Raw genomic sequence first — 18,384 nt, forward strand, 5'->3', positions numbered from 1 at the left:
CCATGCGTGTAATGATTCTTGAAGACGACAGCTGGATTGCCGACCTGCTCAAACAGATCGTCCTCAGCCTACGCCCTGATTGCCAAGTGGTGTGCCTGAGCAGCGTCAGCGCCGCCCTGCAGGAATGGCAACAGCGACCGGCCGACTTGGTCATCAGTGACTGGAACCTGCCGGATGGGCCCGGTACCCGCTTGCTCGAGCAGGTGCGCCGCGATAGCAGCAGTACGCCCCTAGTGGTGATTACCGGGCGCTCCGACCGCGCCAGCGTAATGGCCGTGCGTGCCTTGAAGATCAACGCCTTTATCAGCAAGCCCTTCCAAGCGGCGCATGTTGCCGCCAGCCTGGAAACCCTCCTGCCGCCAGACATTGACCAGCCACCACCGCAGGCCGACGACGCACAACACGACCTGCTTGCACACCTGTACAGCCTGCCTAGCAACGAGCTGCAATTACCTCTCAACGCACAGGTGCGCGACCGCCTTTTGCAAAGTTTCAAAGGCGAGCAAATTGATCTGCGCCAGCTGGCCAGTGAATGGCAACAAGACCCTGCACTCAGTGTTCGTCTGCTGGGTGTGGCCAATAGCAGTGCCTACAACGCAGGCGGCAAGCCCTGCTCCAACCTGCTCGAAGCCCTGCAAAAACTGGGAGCCAAAAACAGCCTCAACCTGGCCATGGGCCTGGCGCTGCGCCAGTCCAGTGCGCTGCAGAACCCCATGCTGAGCCTGTTTGCCCAGGCGCACCTGGACAGCACCGAACAGCTGATCGAACGCAGCACCCGCCTCGCCCGGCAATGCGCCATGGACCCGGCACCGTTCCATTGCGCCGCCCTGCTGCACCGCATGGGAGAGCTGTGCGTGCTGTACCAGGCACAGGTGTGGGAAGACAGTGGCCAGAGCTTCAGCGAAGAGCAAATCATGCAGGCGCTCGACCAGTTCAGCGGCCCCTTTGCCATCAGCATCAAGGCCCAGTGGCAATTACCCATGCAGCTACGCGAACTGATCGGCGCGTGCTACGCCCTGCCAAGCAGTAACGTTAAACGTGAAAATATTCTAATGCGCCTCGCGGCCTGCGAACTCAACACAAACCACGATGACCCCGAGCAGGCACGCCTGCGCAGGCTGGCAGGTTTAGCTTGAATGCGTTTACTTAAGAGCACGCGCATGACGGGATCGTTTGATGGATAAGCAGAACAGGCTCAGCGCCATCCACTGGATTGTCGGCCTGGGCAGCCTCAGTCTGGCGGTATTTTTTAGCGTCCTCGGCGGCCTTGCGCTAAACCAGCAGCAAGCCCTTTGGGACCAGCAGATCGCCAAGCAACATGAGCTGCAAAGCCTGACCTTGCGCAACAGCCAGCAAGAGCTGCAGCAACAGGCGCAACTGCTGGCCGAAACCATTGCCGCCGACGCCTGGCTGATCGAACTGGTGCGTCAGGCCCATGCCCTGCAAAGCAGTGAACCCATCGATATACAAAGCCTCAACGCCATTCGTAACCAGCTTTACACCCGCCTTGCCCCACGCTGGCGCAACCTGCAAAGCATTCGTCCGTTCGCTCTGTTTGTCCACCTGGCCCCGGCAGCCGAGGTGCTGCTGCGGGTGCATAAGCCGCAATGGTTTGCCGACTTCCCCAGCGCGCAACGACCCATGCTGCTCGACAGCCTGGCCCAGTCCACAACGACGGCTGGTTTGATCGCCAGCGCGCAAAGCCTAAGCATGCGCGCCATCGTGCCGCTGCGCGCAGCAAGCCTTGAGGGACCCGCCAACGTCGGCGCGCTGGAAGTCAGCCTCGATGTACTGGGTTACCTGCAACAGCTGGATCACGAACTGGATGCGGGGGTAGCCCTGCTGTTCAAGCGTTCGATCCGCGCGCCGGGCAGCAGCACTGACGTGCGCCACACCCCCATTACAAACAGCGAATACTGGCACCTGGCAGGCTTCTCTCAGGTGCAAGTGCAGAACTGGCAAGCGCAACAGCGCCTGCCTGCGCCCGAGGCCGGCAATACATTCAAACTGCTGGACGATCAAGGCCGCACATACCTGCTCAATCAGGTGCGTTTAAGTGATTATCAAGCCGCCGTGAGTGGTGGCGACAGCCAGGTCTTGGCCCTGACCTGGCGCGATATCAGCACACTGTTCAGCCAGCACCAAAGCGACCGGCGTTGGCTGGTGGGTAAATGGCTGCTGGCTTGGTGCGCCGCCGAAGCACTGTTGTTATTGCTGTTGCAGGCTACCCGACACAGCAGCCAGCGGGTGATCCGTCAGCACAACGCCGCACTGCAGGAGCAAAACCAGCACATTGAACAGTCACGCCAACTGCTGGCGCTGATCGCCGAGACGCAGGCGGTCTATATCAATACAGACAATCAGCGCGAAGCCTTCGACAAATTACTCGTGCGGATTCTCGAAGTTAGCGCCAGTCAGTTCGGTTTTATCGGTGAAATTTTGCAGGACGATGGCGGCGTGCGCTTTCTGCGCACCTTCGCCATCAGCAATATCGCCTGGGACGCAGACACCCGTGCCTTTTATGACGCCCACATGCTGCAGGGCCTGGAATTTCGCAACCTCGACAGCCTGTTTGGCCAGGTGATTCGCAGCGGTCAGCCGTTGATCACTAACGATGCCGTCAACCATCCCAAACGCGCTGGCTTGCCACCAGGCCACCCGCCGCTGCTGGCGTTTGCTGGTCTGCCGATTCACGCCAATGGCGAACTACTCGGCATGCTCGGCCTGGCCAATCGCGAGGGCGGCTACGACGACTTCATCACACAGCTGCAGCCACTGCTGGCCACCTTGGGTCAGGTGCTTGATGCGCTGCGCCGCGACAGTCAGCAGACGCTGACGCAACAACGCTGGCAGCGTCAGCAGGCGGCCCTGCGCGCGCTCAACGAAATTGCCGCACTACCCAAACTGAGCACAAAAGAACAACTGCGTCAGGCCCTACAATTGGGAGCAGAGTTCTATGGCATGCCAATTGGCATCATCAGCCAGATTGAGGCGCAGAATTACCAGGTGCTGGTTCAGGTATCACCGCCCGACAGCCTGCATGATGGTCAGTGCTTTGTCTTGGGTGACACTTACTGCAGCATCGCCCTGCAGGGCGACGATGTACTGGCCATTGCGAACATGGGCGAGAGTCACTACGCCGCGCACCCCTGCTACCCGCTGTTTGCCCTGGAAAGCTATATCGGCACCAGCATCTGGGTCGCCGGTGAGCGCTTCGGCACCCTGTGCTATGCCGCCAGTGAGGCACGCCATGCTCCCTTCGATGAAGCGGATGAAGAGTTCTTGCGCCTGTTCGCCCGCTGGATCGGCGCCACCCTGGAGCGCCTGCGCCATGAAGAGCAAGCCCTTGAAGCGCGGCTCTTTCTACAGGCAGTACTCGACTCGGCCACCGGGGTGTCGATCATCACCACCGATATCCAGGGTCAGATCACCCTGTTCAACTCCGGAGCAGAACGCCAGCTTGGCTATAACAGCGCCGACGTCATTGGCCAGCACAGCTCCGTGCGCTTCCACCTGGCCGATGAGATTCAGGCCCGTGGTGCTCAACTCAGCCGCGAGGAAGGCTGCGAGATCAGCGGCTTTAACGTGTTCACCTGCATACCGGACAAGGGCGGACCGGAAACCCGCCAGTGGACCTATGTGCGCAAGGATGGCGAACCACGCATCGTCAATCTTACCGTCAGTGCTATGCGCGACAGTCATGGCGCCATCAGCGGCTACTTGGGCATTGCCAGCGATATTAACGACCTACATCAAGCCACCCGCTCCCTGCAGAAGAGCGAGAGCCGCTTCCGCGGTCTGGTGGCCAACCTGCCCGGCGCGGTATACCGCTGCCGCAACGATGCCAACTGGACCATGAGCTACCTGAGTGAGGAAGTTTTCGCCCTCAGTGGCTACCCCGCCAATGAATTCATCAACAATCGCGTGCGCAGCTTTTCCAGCGTGGTGCACCCCGACGACCTGCCTATTACTTACCACGCACTAAGCGCCATCGAGCGCCAAGAGTCCTTCGAGCTCACCTACCGCGTACAACACGCCGACGGCCATAGCGTCTGGGTAAGGGAAAAAGGCCGCGGGGAATACGACAACGCGGGGCAACTGCTATGGATCTCCGGGTTTATCTGGGACATCAGCGACCGCAAAGGCGTAGAAGACCAGCTGCAAATGAGCCAACAACGCTTCCGTAACGCCTTCAGTACCGCCCCTCAGGGCATGGCGCTGGTGTCTCTGCAGGGGCAGTGGCTGGAAGTTAACGACCAGCTCTGCGAGATGCTCGGCTATAGCCGCGAACAGCTGCTGCATAGCAGCTTCCAACAGATCACCCACCCCGATGACCTGGACGCGGACCTGCAGCATATAGAAGAGTTGCTGGCCGGTGAGATCAACACCTATGAGATGGAAAAACGCTACCTAGATAGCCAAGGACGAATCATCTGGGCCTTGCTCAGCGTGTCGCTGGTGCGTGACAGCGCCGGCCAACCCGTGCATTTCGTCTCGCAGATTCAAGACTTCAGCGAACGTATCGCCGCCGAAATGGCCATTCGCGAACGCGAGGACTACCTGCGCGCCCTGCTCGACAACGTCCTCGATGCGATCATCACCGTCGACCAACAGGGCTATATCGAAACCTTCAACCACGCGGCCGAGCGCATTTTCGGCTACAGCCACCTGGAGGTCTCAGGGCACCGTGCCACCCTGTTGCTGCCAGAACCACACCGCTCGATGCGTGCCCGCTATATCAGCCACTTCCTGAAAACCGGCATCCAGAAGATGCTCGGTAAGGACATCGAACTGAGCGCCATGCGCAGCAACGGTGAATCCTTCACCATCGAGTTGGCCGTCTCGCAGATCAGCTATCAGGGCGAACGTCGCTTTATTGCGGTCATCCGCGATATCGAAGAACGCAAACGCATCGAGCGGATGAAGAGCGAGTTCGTCTCCACCGTCAGCCATGAACTGCGCACACCGCTAACCGCCATCGCGGGTTCGCTGGGTCTGATCAACGGCGGTGCGCTGGGTGAAGTGCCCGCCGCCATTCAGCAAATGCTGCAGATTGCCCAAGACAATAGCGGGCGCCTCAACCTGCTGATCAACGACCTGCTCGACATGGACAAACTGGTGGCGGGCAAGATGCTCTTCGCCCTGCACGATGAGGCGCTGCAACCGCTCCTGGAACAGGCCATCGAAGAAAACCAACCGTACGCCAGCCGCTACCAGGTGCAGCTCAAGCTGCAAGGCCCGGCCACCGACGCCCGAGTGCGCGTCGACAAACTGCGCCTGGCCCAAGTGCTGGCCAACCTGCTGTCAAATGCGGCGAAGTTCTCGCCCCGGGGCCAGAGCGTGGAAGTCCGCGTGCAACAGCATGACGCTGGCGTGCGCATCAGCGTGACCGATCATGGCCCCGGCGTACCCGAAAACTTCCAGGCGCGGATCTTCAGCAAATTTTCCCAAGCGGATGCCACCGACACCCGGCAAAAAGGTGGCACGGGGCTGGGCTTGGCGATCAGCAAAGAAATCATCGAGCGCATGGGCGGGCAGATTGGCTTCGACTCCACCGTGGGTAAAGGCGCGACTTTCTGGCTCGAACTGACTAATCTGGCCGCAAAAGCGCAGCCAGAGCTGCCACAGCAACCCGAGGACAACCGCCATGCCTGACCTGCAACGTATCCTGCATGTGGAAGATGATCCTTCGATCCAAGCCGTGGCCAAAATCGCCTTGGAGGCAGTCGGCGGCTTTCAGGTGCTCAGCTGCTCATCCGGGCAAGATGCGCTGGACCAACTGCAGGGCTTTGCCCCGGATTTTATCCTCCTCGATGTGATGATGCCGAACATGGACGGCCCGCAAACGCTGGCGCGCATCGCGCGGCTAATCGACATCAACCACGTGCCGGTGGTCTTTATGACTGCCAAGGTGCAGCCAGCGGAAATTGCTCATTACCGCAGCCTCGGTGCCCGCGATGTGATCATCAAGCCCTTTGACCCGATGCAGTTGGCCGCGCAGGTGCGCAAAATCTGGAGCCAGGTTCATGAGTAAAGGCGATACTGCGGCCAATACATTGCAGCAGCACCTGCAACAACTGAGTGACGCCTTCGCCTTGCGCCTGCAGGAAGAGTTACCCGCGCTGGGGCAGAGCGCCGAACGCCTGCTGCAGACCGCAGACCCGCAGGAACAGGTACAACAGCTACAGAGCCTGCGCGACCAGCTGCACAAACTCGCGGGTACCGCCGGCACCTTCGGCTTCAGCAGCCTCGGCCAACGTGCCCGCGAGCTGGAGCTGGACGCCGATCAATGGCTGCACACCCTGCAGCAAGAACAGCAGGGTCTGCAGGCGTTCAGCCACAGCTTGCAACTGCTGGCTAAGCAGGAGTTTCAGAGCGATCCGAAACAAATGCCAGCGCCACAAAAAGCGCCTCTCACCAAGCCTATGCAGAGCACACGGCGCATCTACATACTCGAAGATCAGCTGGCGATTGGCGAAAACATGCGCCAAACGCTCAACAATTTCGGCTACCAAGCTGAACACTTCTCGCGTATCGCAGAGCTGGATGCCGCCTTGCAACAGCAGTTGCCGGATGCCTTGATCGTCGACGTCAATCTGCCCGACGAAAGCCTCACCGGCCTGCAATATGCTGCTGGCCTGCAAGAGCGCTTGGCGGAGCCATTGCCGCTGCTGGTGATCACTACCCAAAACGATTTCGCCACTCACCTCGAAGCTGTGCGTGTCGGCGCGATGGGTTTCTTCACCAAGCCGGTAGACATCCCGCAGCTAGAAAACCGCCTGGAACGCTGTTTCTCCCAGCAGCAAGGTGAACCTTATCGGGTGCTGGTCATCGACGACGACCGCGAATTGGCCAGCCGTTTCAGCCTGATTCTGCGCGGCGCCAACATGCGTGTAGAGATGCTGTATGAGCCCGCCGAAATTTTTGCCCGCATGCGTGATTTCAACCCTGAAGTCATCCTGCTGGATGTCAATATGCCCGACTGTACCGGCCCTGAACTGGCACAGATCATCCGCATGAACGATGAGTGGCTACGTGTGCCGATCATCTACCTGTCAGCGGAAACCGATATCAACCGGCAAATGAGTGCCCTGATCAAGGCCGGTGATGACTTTGTCACCAAACCGATCTCCGATAACGCCCTGGTCGCCGCCGTGTTCTCACGCGCCCAGCGCGCACGGCTGCTGAGTAACGCGCTGTCACGCGACAGCCTCACTGGTCTGCTTAAGCACGCCGATATCAAAGAACAAGCCGCCGTCGAACTGGAGCGCGCGCTGCGCAGCGGCAAACCGGCCAGCGTGGGCATGCTGGATATCGATTTTTTCAAGAAGGTCAATGACAACTACGGCCATGCCGCCGGCGACAACGTAATCCGCGCCCTGGCCAACTTGCTTCGTCAGCGCCTGCGCCGTATCGACAGCCTAGGCCGTTACGGTGGCGAGGAGTTCCTCGTGGTACTGCCCGACTGTACTGCCGAGCAAGCCTGGGGGGTGCTCGACGAAATCCGCCAGCGGTTCGCCGAACTGACCTTTATCGCCAGCGGCAGCGAATTCTCAGTCACTCTCAGTGCCGGCGTCGCCTCCACCGCAGACACCTCAAACAGCGCCAGCGAGCTGCTGGAGAAAGCCGACCAGGCGCTGTATGCAGCCAAACATGGCGGCCGTAATCAGGTGCGTTAGGCCTATCGCCAGCGGCCTGAAGAGCACAACCCCGCGACCCCTTAAGACTGCCGGCAAAGTGTTTGCCGGCATCTGCGCGTGCCAATCAAACTTTACAAATCATGTCGAAGCCGGAACTCAGTGCAAAATTATTGTACAAACGTTGTGCAAAACAAATAACCCTGTATCAGGAGATTTTTATGTTTGCTCAACTGACTTCGACCACCCAACGCCTCAAGCGCACGCTGATGCTAGCGACAGCCACCCTTACAGTCGCGGCAATGCCGGCCTTTGCAGACATGCACGGCGATAAGAAAGACATCGTCGACACCGCTGTCGCCGCCGGTCAATTCAACACCCTGGTAACCGCCGTCACTGCAGCGGGCCTGGTTGATACCCTCAAAGGTGAGGGGCCCTTCACCGTCTTCGCACCCAATGATGCGGCATTCGCTAAGATCCCCAAGGCTGACCTCGACGCCTTGCTGGCTGACAAGGACAAACTCACGGCCGTGCTCACCTACCACGTCGTCCCGGGCAAGCTGATGGCGGCTGACCTGGCCGGTAAGTCCGCGCTAAAAACTGTACAAGGTGGTGAGCTGATGCTGGATACCAGCAATGGCGTCAGCGTTGATGGAGCCTCGGTCGTTGCGGCGGATATCGAGACCAGCAACGGCGTGATTCACGTCATCGACTCGGTGGTGCTGCCCAAGTAACAGCAGGCTTAGCCATTCGCAAAACACACAAAGGCCGCCCCTTTTTAGGGTCGGCCTTTTTTATTGGGTAAGCACTGAACGCCACTCGAGCTTGGCTTTGTGAAATTTATAGCGTAAGTTTTCATGAAAATATTTAAATATAATTTCACGAGGCGCGCCATGTTTAAACAATCCGCCCAGCACATCAGCACCTACTACGCCGCCACCTACCCGGGTCAAATCCCGCTGCGTCCGCGCCTGCAGGCGCCATTGCAGTGCGATGTTTTGATCATCGGCGGTGGCTTCAGCGGCCTGCACACCGCATTGCGCTTGGCCCTGGCCGGCAAGAAGGTGGTAGTGCTGGAAGCCAGTCGCCTGGCCTGGGCCGCCTCCGGGCGTAACGGTGGGCAGGCGTTGCCGGGTTGGTCGTGCGACATGCCACCGTTCGAAAAGGCCCTCGGCCTGGAGCGCGCGCGCCGCCTGTGGGACAGCATGGTCTGGGCCACCGAAGAAATGCGCGCGCTGCCTGAGCGTCACAACTTCGACATTGATTACCGCACCGGGGCAATCTACACCGCGGTGTTGCCGCGCCGGGTGAAGCAGCTGCAGGAAAGCCTCGAAGAAGCCGAGCAGAAATACGGTTATTCGCAGCTGAGCTTTATCCCTAAAGAACAGCTGCCCGAGTGGATCGCCAGCCCGCGTTACTTGGCCGCCCTGCATGACGCCGGTGCAGCCCATCTCAACCCACTGAAACTGGCCCAAGGCCTGGCGACAGCTATTGAAGCCGCGGGCGGGCAGATTTTCGAACAAACCAAGGCGCTGGACTACCGCGAAAGCGCAGGTGGCTATGTGGCGCGCACCGAACAGGGTGAAGTACGCAGCGATTTGCTGGTACTGGCCTGCAACGCCTATATCGATAAGCTCGACCCACAACTGGCGAAACGCCTGCTGCCGGTCGGCTCCTATCAAGTCGCCACCGCGCCATTGGACCCAGAACTGGCGCGCTCGCTGTTCCCCCGCGGCACCTGCGCCATCGATAACCAGTTCGTGCCGGATTACTTCCGCGTCACCCCGGACAACCGCCTGCTGTTCGGCGGCGGCTGCACCTACCTCGGCGGCATTCCCAACGACGTACCCGCTGCCACCCGACCCTATCTAGAGCGGGTGTTCCCGCAACTGCGCGGTGTGCAGATTGATTACGGCTGGGGCGGGCATATCGACTGCACCATGCAGCGCACTCCAGATGTCGGTCATCAGGGCCAGAAGTACTGGCTGCAAGGCTTCTCCGGCCACGGCATCTTACCGACGCTGGCAGCCGCCCGTGCAGTCAGCGACGCGATTCTTGGCGACAGCGACCTGCTTGAGCTCTATCAGGGGCTGAGCAACCCACGCTTCCCCGGTGGCGACCTGCTGGCTGCGCCTATCGAAGCGGTGGGCAAGGCCTGGTATCGGCTGCGCGATTCAATCTGACCCTGACGCCCGGAAGTAATCCGGCTCAGCCATCCCCGGATGACCTCCGGGCACCATCACAAGGCCAACCATGGACATGCAGGAAGAAATCGAAGGTCTAGCGATCCTGATCCGCGACCTGCGTAAGCATAAGAACATCACCCTGGGTGAGCTGGCCGCACGCATCGACCGTTCGGTGGGCTTTCTCTCGCAAGTTGAGCGCGGCTTATCGCGCCCGACCGTGGCCGACCTCACCGCCATCAGCGAAATCCTCGGTGTGCCGACCACCTACTTCTATAGCTTGAGCAAGCCGCGTGAAGTGCCCTGGGTCACCCGCCCCGGTGAACGTCGCACGCTGTATTACGCCGGCGGGATCACCGACGTGTTGGCCTCGCCGACCATGGCCGGCGGCTTCTCAATGCTCGAAAGCCACCTACAGTCCGGCGCCACCAGCGGCGAGGGCCACTTGAATGACAGCTCCGAGCAAGGCGGCTTCGTCCTCGAAGGCGAGCTGACACTCTGGTACGGCGAAGACGCCGAACCGGTAACGCTCGGCCCGAATGACAGCTTCCAGTTACCGCCGCATGCACAGTTTCGCTACGCCAACCTTTCCGATTTACCCACACGAGTGCTTTGGATCTTCACCTGATCCGCGCAGATACCGCCATGACAACAACAATGAAATTCCCCGACCTGCTTAGCGAAGTTCGCGCCTTCCGCGCCGCGCATCCTGAGGTACGTTACGTCGACCTGATCAGCCTGGATATTCCCGGGCATTTCTACGGCAAGCGCTACCCCATCGACATGCTGGAAAAAGTTGCCGCCGGCAGCCCGCTGAAAATCCCGCAAAACTGTGTGCTGCTGGGTGTACAGGGTGGCCTGCATCCGATTGGTGACTACTGTTTTAACGACGGCGACCCAGACGCGCCGCGCCGGCTGATCCCCGGCACGCTCAAGCCGGTGCGCTGGGAAAGTCAGCCGCTGGGGCAGATGTTGATCAGCTCGGACGGCACCGCCGCACCGATTGAGTTCGAACCGCGCGAGGTCTTGGCCCGCGTGCTCAAGCGCTTGTCAGCACGCGGTATTCGCCCGGTGGTGGCCTTCGAACTTGAGTTCTACCTGTTCGACCGAAAACTGCAGGGCGGCCTGCCGCAGTTCCCCCGCGATCCGCTGTGCGGCGATGAAGATGACCAGCCGAACATGCACATTGAACGTTTGTCGCGCTTTGCCGATGTGCTGCACGAGATTGTCGATGCCGCCAATGAGCAAGGCGTAGACGCCAACGTGATCACCGCCGAACTCGGGCCCGGCCAGTTCGAGATCAACTTCGGTCATTGCGACGACGGTCTGCGCGCCGCCGACTGGGCCGCCTTGTTCTGCCGCAGCACCCGCGGCGTAGCCCTTAAGCACGGCCAGCGTGCCAGTTTTATGAGCAAGCCTTACTTGCAGGCGCCAGGCAGCGGCATGCACGTGCACGTAAGCCTGTATGACGCCGCCGGCAACAACCTGCTGGCCGCCGACGACCAGCGCCCCATGCGCCACGCCGTGGCCGGCTGCCTGGAACTTTTACCGCATTGCATGCCGATCTTCTCGGCCAACCACAATGCCTTCCGCCGCTACGGCGCCATGGTTAACGCCGCGAGCCGCGCCAGCTGGGGTTATGAAGACCGCGATGCGTGCATCCGCATTCCCGAATCAGACGGTAAAAACCTGCGCATCGAACACCGCCTGGCCGGCGCTGACGCCAATCCGTACTTGGTGCTGGCCGCCATCCTGATCGGCATGGAACATGGCCTGGATGCTGGCAAAGAGCCGATTGCGCCGCTCAACGACGACCGCAGCAGCGGTATCGACTTCCCCCAGGACATGCTCGGTGCGGTCAGCGCCATGCGTGACCATCCGGTGGTCAACCAGGGGTTGGGCGAAGAGTTTGTGATGGTCTACTGCGAAAACAAACGCCAGGACCATCTGGCCTTTATGCAGGAAGTCAGCGCGCGGGAGTACCGCTGGTTTCTCTAGCGCTCAGACACACAGCACATCCGTGGCTTACACCGCGGGTGTGCTGTTTCAGCGCAGCCAGTACACCGCCAGTCCGGCCAACGCCGAGACCAGCAGCACCTCCATCACTCCGCGCTTGAAGCGCAACAACGCCACGGCAGCCGCCAGGGCAAGCAACGCTGACGGCCAGTCGAATGTGCCGGCAAAGCCCTGCGGCCAGAGTACGTGGTAGGCAAAGAACAGCGCCAGGTTGAGAATCACCCCAACCACGGCGGCGGTAATCGCTGTCAGCGGCGCGGTGAATTTCAGCTCGCCATGAGTCGATTCCACCAGCGGCCCGCCGGCGAGGATGAACAGAAAAGACGGCAGAAAGGTGAACCAGGTAACCAACGCCGCTGCCAGTGCGCCGCTGATAAACCCCGAATCACTGCCAAATACCGGCTGCAGGTAAGCACCAATAAACGCGACAAAGGCCACCACCATGATCAGCGGCCCCGGCGTGCTTTCACCCAAGGCCAGGCCGTCGATCATCTGCGTTGGCGTCAGCCAGCTGTAGTGGCCGATCGCGCCCTGATAGACATACGGCAGGACCGCATAGGCACCGCCGAAAGTCAGCAGGGCGGCCTTGGTAAAGAACCAGGCCATCTGCGTCAGCGTACCGCCCCAGCCATACAGCGCAGTCAGCAAGCCCATTGGCAGCAGCCAGAGCAGCGCGCCGACCAACAGCAACAGCGCCAGTCGTGAGGCGCGAAAGCGCGTATGCGCCGCCGGCGGGCTGTTGTCATCAATCAACGCCGGACCGTAGGACTTATTTTGCGCCGCATGCGCGCCGCCCAGGCTGAACTGCTCGGGCAAGAACCGGCCGCCGAGGTAGCCGAGCAGCGCAGCGCCGATCACGATCAAGGGAAACGGCAGGTTGAAGACGAAGATCGCCACAAAGGATGCCCCGGCAATCCCCCACAGCCAGTTGTTCTGCAACGCCCGCGAGCCAATGCGCCAGGCCGCCTGCAGCACAATCGCGGTGACCGCCGGCTTGATCCCGTAGAAAAGCCCCGCCACCAGCGGCGCATCACCGTAGGCGATATACAGCCAAGACAGACCGATCAGAATAAACAGTGACGGCAGCACGAACAGCACACCGGCCAGCACGCCGCCCCAGGTGCGGTGCAGCAACCAGCCAATATAGGTGGCCAGTTGTTGCGCCTCCGGCCCCGGCAGCAACATGCAGTAGTTCAGCGCATGCAGAAAACGCCGCTCGGACAGCCAGCGCCGCTTCTCAACCAGCTCCTGGTGCATGATCGCGATCTGCCCCGCCGGCCCACCGAAGCTGATCAGGCCGAGTTTTAACCAGAACCAGAAGGCCTCACGCAGGCTGACTACGGGCGGCGCGGTGTGTGCAGACGACTCGGACATGGCGCAACTCACGGCAATAAATGCGGTCGCACTATAGCGCGCTTTGATGACAATTTAAGTCGGTTCGCCACTCAAGCGCAGGCCTGGATTTCCGTATACTTGGCAGCTCTGCGCCCTCCTTTAACCTGCCCGTGAAGCCCTCTGTGAAAATTCGCCATTCGCTCGTAAACCTGCTGCTGATTTGCAGCTGCGTTGTAGTTACATCGAATACCCAGGCCGCCGCGCCCAAACAACAGGACTTGGCCGCCGGCAGCGCGCTGCTGGTCGACCTGCAGACCAATCAGGTGCTCTACGAGCGTAATGCCGACAGCGTGGTGCCGATTGCCTCGGTAAGCAAACTGATGACCGCCATGGTCACCCTCGACGCCAAGCTGCCGTTGGAGCAAATGCTGCCCATCATGATCCGCGATACCCAGGAAATGCACGGGGTGTTCTCCCGCGTGCGCATTGGCAGCGAGCTGAGCCGCCGCGACATGTTGCTGCTGGCGCTGATGGCCTCGGAGAACCGCGCCGCGTCGAGCCTGGCGCACCACTACCCGGGCGGCCACACTGCCTTTGTCGCGGCGATGAATGCCAAAGCCAAAGCGCTGGGCATGACTCATTCGCACTTCGCCGAGCCGACCGGGCTATCGGAGCACAACGTCTCCAACGCTCGCGACTTGGTGCTGATGCTCAAGGCCGCGAATCAATACCCGCTGATCCGTCAATTCACCACCACCTCGGAAAAAACCCAGGCGTTCCGTAAACCCAACTACACCCTGGGCTTTCGCAACACCAACAACCTAGTGCGCAAGCCTGGCTGGAGCGTGCAGCTGAGCAAGACCGGCTACACCGGTGAGGCCGGTCGCTGCCTGGTGATGAACACCGTGATGAATAAGCGCCCCGTGGCCTTTGTGGTGCTCGATGCCTTCGGCAAATACACCCATATGGCCGACGCCAACCGCCTCAAGCGCTGGCTGGAGACTGGCAAAGTCACCGCCGTACCGCCGGCCGCCATCAGCTACCGCCAGCAGAAGCTGGCGCAGCGCGAGGCGCATAAAGCACAGTAGGGGTATGAAGAAGCAGACTCGGCGTCATTCCGGGCCTCGTCATGCCAACGTCGACAAAGCCACGTATTAGCCGTTAAGGCCCAGCAGTGGCTGCCGCATGCCAAACACCAGAAACCGCGCCAGCTCGCTGAGCGGCAACGCCTTACTGATCAGGTAACCCTGCGCCTGATCACAGCCGTACTCGCGCAACAGCGCCAGCTGCTCGGCGTTTTCCACACCTTCGCCGACCACTTGCAGATCGAGGTTGTGCGCCAGGTTGATCATCGCCCGCACCAGCTGACGATTCTCTGCGCGTTCATCCATGCCGCCGACAAAGCTCTTGTCGATTTTCAGCAGGGTGATCGGCAGGTTATTCAAGTGCACAAAGGACGAGAAGCCGGTGCCAAAATCATCGAGAGAGAAACGCACACCAAGGCGAGCGAGGGCCAGCATGGTCTGCTGCACCTGATCGCTGCGGCGCATCACGGCGGTTTCCGTCAGTTCGAACTCCAGCCATTGCGCATCCACGCCGCGCTCTTCAATCAGGCGGCTGAGGGTTGGCAGTAACTGGCTGTCCTGAAACTGACGGAACGACAGGTTGATCGCCATGTGCAGCGGCGGCACACCGCGCCCGAGCAGCCATTGCATGTCGCGCAAAGCGCGCGAAATAACCCAATAACCCAGCGGCACAATAAGCCCGCTTTCCTCGGCCAGCGGTATGAATTCGTTGGGCGCTAACAGACCATGCTCGCGGTGCCGCCAGCGTACTAACGCCTCCAGGCCGACGATAACGCCGCTCTGCAGACACAAGCGCGGCTGGTAATGCAGCTCCAGCTCATCGCGGCGCAGAGCACGGCGTAGCTCGCTTTCTAATTCAGCCTGATTGCGTGCGCTGCGGTTGACCCGCTCGTCGTACATATAAAAGCTGCAGCCTTGATGACTTTTGGCTTGTTGCATGGCGATATGCGCATGCCACATCAGCGTGTCGGCATTGCTGCCGGGGCGAGCCTGCGCCAGACCCAGGCTGCAACCGATCAACAGGCTTTCGCCGTCGATCCAGTAAGGCTCGCCAAGGGCTTCAGTGAGTTTCACAGCCAGACGCTCGGCGCGCTGCGGGTCGCGCCGACTGTCGAGCAATAGAGCAAATTCATCACTGCCCAGGCGCGCCACCTGGTCACCCTCTTGCAGCTGCGCCTTGATCCGCGCCACTACCTGCAGAATCAAACTATCGCCGCCCTGATAGCCGAGTGCATCGTTGGCGCGGCGGAAGTTATCCAGGTCGAGATGGCCGAGGGTCAGCCCCTGCCCGCCCTGCTCGCCCAAGCATGCGGCTAGCAAAGCTTGAAAGCCCTGGCGATTGGCAATCCCGGTCAACGTATCCTGCTCGGCCAAACGCTCCACCGTGTCGTTAAGACGGCCACGCTCGCGCGCATAACGCAGGCAACGGCGTAGCACTTCGGCACTGAGCTGATCGCGCACCAGCCAGTCGCATACGCCCTCAGGCACAACGCTCGGCTCGGCATCCAGCAGCAGAATAATCGGCAGAGAACAGCGTCCCGAGGCTGGCAGATAGGTGGCAGTGGTCAGCAGTAAGGCGTTACTGGGTTTATCGAACAACGCGCTGGCCGCGTCCCAAGACGGCGCGGTAATCAGTGCGTAGCCACTGCCCAACGCACTCAGGCGCTCGCGCAGTGCCAGCGCCCAATCGGGCGTTTCCGCCAACAGGAGCAAGCGTAATGGTTCGACGAACACTGGCAAGCAACTTCCCCCACAGCACAAATAAAGAGCATTGATTCTGCTCAGACGCGTCGTAACCGACGTCTAATAACGCACATCCATGTGACTGTGGCGCGTCCTGCGGACAGGCAAAGTGCCAGAATTGGCACCAGAGTACTGGATTGCACAAATTAGCCAAGCCTGGCGGTTCGCCATTACGTGCACTGCAACACACTTCCAGATGGTCACAGCAGAAAGCCTCAGGCCTGTTAAAATGCGCGCCCATTTCGCCTGGCGATTGATTCGATGTCCCGACTGAACCCCCGGCAGCAGGAAGCCGTGAACTATGTCGGCGGCCCTCTTTTGGTGCTCGCCGGCGCAGGCTCCGGCAAGACCAGCGTAATCACCCGCAAGATTGCCCACCTGGTAAAGAACTGCGGCATCCAGGCCCGCCATATCGTCGCCATGACCTTTACCAACAAGGCCGCGCGCGAAATGAAGGAGCGTGTCAGCAGCCTGCTTAAAGGCCCTGAAGCGCGCGGCCTGACGGTGTCGACCTTCCACAACCTGGGCATGAACATCATCCGTAAGGAATACGCGGCGCTGGGCTACAAGCCGGGGTTTTCGATCTTCGATGAGGGCGATATCAAGGCGCTGCTGTCGGACATCATGCAGAAGGAATATGCCGGCGACGACGGCATCGATGAGATCAAAAATTACATCGGCAGCTGGAAAAACGATCTAGTCCTACCTGACCAGGCCGTGAGCGCCGCGCGCAACCCTAAGGAGCAGACCGCCGCCATCGTCTACCTGCACTACCAACGCACGCTCAAGGCGTATAACGCGGTGGACTTCGACGATCTGATCCTGATGCCGGTGAAGCTGTTCCAGGAGCGTCCGGATATCTTAGAGAAGTGGCAGAACCGCATCCGCTACCTGCTCGTCGACGAATACCAAGACACCAACGCCAGCCAATACCTGCTGGTGAAGCTGCTGGTGGGCATGCGTAACCAGTTCACCGTGGTCGGCGACGATGACCAGTCGATCTACGCCTGGCGTGGCGCGCGCCCGGAAAACCTGATGTTGCTGAAAGACGACTACCCGTCGCTAAAAGTAGTGATGCTCGAGCAGAACTACCGCTCCACCAGCCGCATCCTCAAGTGCGCCAACATCCTTATCGCCAACAACCCGCATGCCTTCGAAAAGCAACTGTGGAGCGAGATGGGCATGGGCGACGAGATCCGCGTGATCCGCTGCAAGAATGAAGATGCCGAATGCGAGCGCGTGGCCCTGGAAATCCTCACTGAGCACCTGCGCACCGATCGGCCCTACAGCGACTACGCAATTCTCTACCGCGGTAACTACCAGGCCAAGCTGATGGAGCTGAAGTTGCAGCACCACCAGATCCCCTATCGCCTGTCGGGTGGCACCAGCTTCTTCGCTCGCCAGGAAGTGAAGGACCTGATGAGTTACTTCCGCCTGCTGGTCAACACGGATGACGACAACGCCTTCCTGCGGGTAATCAACGTACCGCGCCGCGAGATCGGTTCCACCACCCTGGAAAAACTCGGCAACTACGCCACTGAACGCAAGATCAGTATGTACGCCGCCGCCGGTGAAATCGGCTTGGGCGAAAGCCTGGATGCACGCTATACCGAACGCTTAGCGCGCTTTACCCGCTGGATGGACCGGGTACGTCAGGAGTGCGCACAGAACGACCCGATTGCCGCGATTCGCAGCATGGTGATGGACATCGATTACGAGAACTGGCTGCGCCAGAACGCCTCCAACGATAAGGTCGCCGATGCGCGCATGGGCAACGTCTGGTTCCTCGTCGAGGCGCTGAAGAGCACCCTGGAGCGCGACGAAGACGGCGACATGACCATCGAGGACGCCATCGGCAAACTGGTGCTGCGCGACATGCTCGAACGTCAGCAAGAGGAAGAGGATGGCGCCGAGGGCGTGCAGATGATGACCCTTCATGCCTCCAAGGGCCTGGAATACCCGTCGGTGTACATCCTCGGTGTCGAGGAAGAAATCCTCCCGCACCGCTCCAGCATCGAGGCCGACACGGTTGAAGAAGAACGCCGCCTGGCCTATGTCGGTATCACCCGTGCCAAACGCAACCTGACCATGACATTCGCCGCCAAGCGCAAACAATACGGCGAAATCATCGATTGCGCGCCGAGCCGTTTTCTCGATGAGCTGCCGCCCGAAGACTTGGTTTGGGAAGGCCTGGAAGACGCACCCGCTGAGGTCAAGGCTGCCACCGGCAACTCGGCGCTGGCCAATATGCGCGCCATGCTGAAAAAATAACCAGCAGCTGAGCAACGAGCAGGCGGCGAGTATTTCACGGCCTTTTGCATCCGCGCTACGCTGCTTCACTTCACCCCGGCGCAGGCCGGGCACCAGAAACAACGAGGGTAACCG

At 60.3% G+C, this 18,384-nt stretch carries 12 protein-coding genes; 10 read left to right on the plus strand and 2 right to left on the minus strand.

The genetic code is table 11. The features are described from left to right. Positions 1-2: 2 nt before the first annotated feature. From BMZ32_RS06415 to BMZ32_RS06450, 8 genes are all read left to right on the plus strand, one after another. Entirely contained in the window at positions 3-1,136 is a 1,134-nt protein-coding gene (locus tag BMZ32_RS06415) for an HDOD domain-containing protein (protein WP_090240652.1), read from the plus strand. Positions 1,137-1,176: 40 nt separating this feature from the next. Further along, the gene (locus tag BMZ32_RS06420) at positions 1,177-5,655 is read left to right on the plus strand and encodes a PAS domain S-box protein (RefSeq protein ID WP_244153923.1); all 4,479 of its coding nucleotides are present in this window, start codon (positions 1,177-1,179) and stop codon (positions 5,653-5,655) included. Further along, complete coding sequence (locus BMZ32_RS06425) at positions 5,648-6,034, plus strand: response regulator (protein ID WP_090240653.1); 387 nt, start codon at positions 5,648-5,650, stop codon at positions 6,032-6,034. Before BMZ32_RS06420 ends, BMZ32_RS06425 begins: the two co-directional genes overlap by 8 nt. Continuing rightward, positions 6,027-7,679 carry a diguanylate cyclase gene (locus tag BMZ32_RS06430; RefSeq protein WP_090240654.1) on the plus strand — a complete coding sequence of 551 codons (1,653 nt, stop codon included), beginning with the start codon at positions 6,027-6,029 and terminating at the stop codon, positions 7,677-7,679. The genes BMZ32_RS06425 and BMZ32_RS06430 overlap by 8 nt, the downstream gene beginning before the upstream one ends. Positions 7,680-7,858: 179 nt before the next feature. Next, on the plus strand, positions 7,859-8,371 hold the full coding sequence (locus tag BMZ32_RS06435) for a fasciclin domain-containing protein (protein WP_167376722.1): 513 nt from the start codon (positions 7,859-7,861) through the stop codon (positions 8,369-8,371). A 159-nt stretch (positions 8,372-8,530) separates the two neighbouring features. Next, positions 8,531-9,820 (plus strand): NAD(P)/FAD-dependent oxidoreductase, encoded by a 1,290-nt coding sequence (locus BMZ32_RS06440; RefSeq protein WP_090240655.1) that lies wholly within the window; start codon positions 8,531-8,533, stop codon positions 9,818-9,820. 70 nt (positions 9,821-9,890) lie between these two features. Further along, positions 9,891-10,448: a helix-turn-helix domain-containing protein gene (locus BMZ32_RS06445; RefSeq protein WP_090240657.1), complete on the plus strand. Its 558-nt coding sequence runs from the start codon at positions 9,891-9,893 to the stop codon at positions 10,446-10,448. Between the two features lie 17 nt (positions 10,449-10,465). Continuing rightward, positions 10,466-11,818: a glutamine synthetase family protein gene (locus BMZ32_RS06450; RefSeq protein ID WP_090240658.1), complete on the plus strand. Its 1,353-nt coding sequence runs from the start codon at positions 10,466-10,468 to the stop codon at positions 11,816-11,818. A gap of 48 nt (positions 11,819-11,866) precedes the next feature. Here the strand turns inward: BMZ32_RS06450 and chrA are convergent, their stop codons facing one another. Next, positions 11,867-13,210 (minus strand): chromate efflux transporter, encoded by a 1,344-nt coding sequence (gene chrA / locus BMZ32_RS06455; RefSeq protein ID WP_090240659.1) that lies wholly within the window; start codon positions 13,208-13,210, stop codon positions 11,867-11,869. A gap of 149 nt (positions 13,211-13,359) precedes the next feature. On the opposite strand from chrA, the gene pbpG reads away from it, so the two are divergent. Continuing rightward, entirely contained in the window at positions 13,360-14,259 is a 900-nt protein-coding gene (gene pbpG, locus BMZ32_RS06460) for a D-alanyl-D-alanine endopeptidase (protein WP_425272866.1), read from the plus strand. A gap of 66 nt (positions 14,260-14,325) precedes the next feature. On the opposite strand, the gene BMZ32_RS06465 is transcribed toward pbpG, so the two are convergent. After that, positions 14,326-15,996: a putative bifunctional diguanylate cyclase/phosphodiesterase gene (locus BMZ32_RS06465; protein ID WP_090240662.1), complete on the minus strand. Its 1,671-nt coding sequence runs from the start codon at positions 15,994-15,996 to the stop codon at positions 14,326-14,328. Between the two features lie 264 nt (positions 15,997-16,260). Here BMZ32_RS06465 and rep point away from each other — a divergent pair, with 264 nt between their 5' ends. After that, positions 16,261-18,270 carry a DNA helicase Rep gene (rep, locus tag BMZ32_RS06470; RefSeq protein WP_090240663.1) on the plus strand — a complete coding sequence of 670 codons (2,010 nt, stop codon included), beginning with the start codon at positions 16,261-16,263 and terminating at the stop codon, positions 18,268-18,270. The last annotated feature ends 114 nt before the right edge of the window (positions 18,271-18,384 follow it).

Source organism: Pseudomonas guineae (genome assembly GCF_900113745.1).
GTDB classification, from domain to species: Bacteria; Pseudomonadota; Gammaproteobacteria; order Pseudomonadales; family Pseudomonadaceae; genus Aquipseudomonas; species Aquipseudomonas guineae.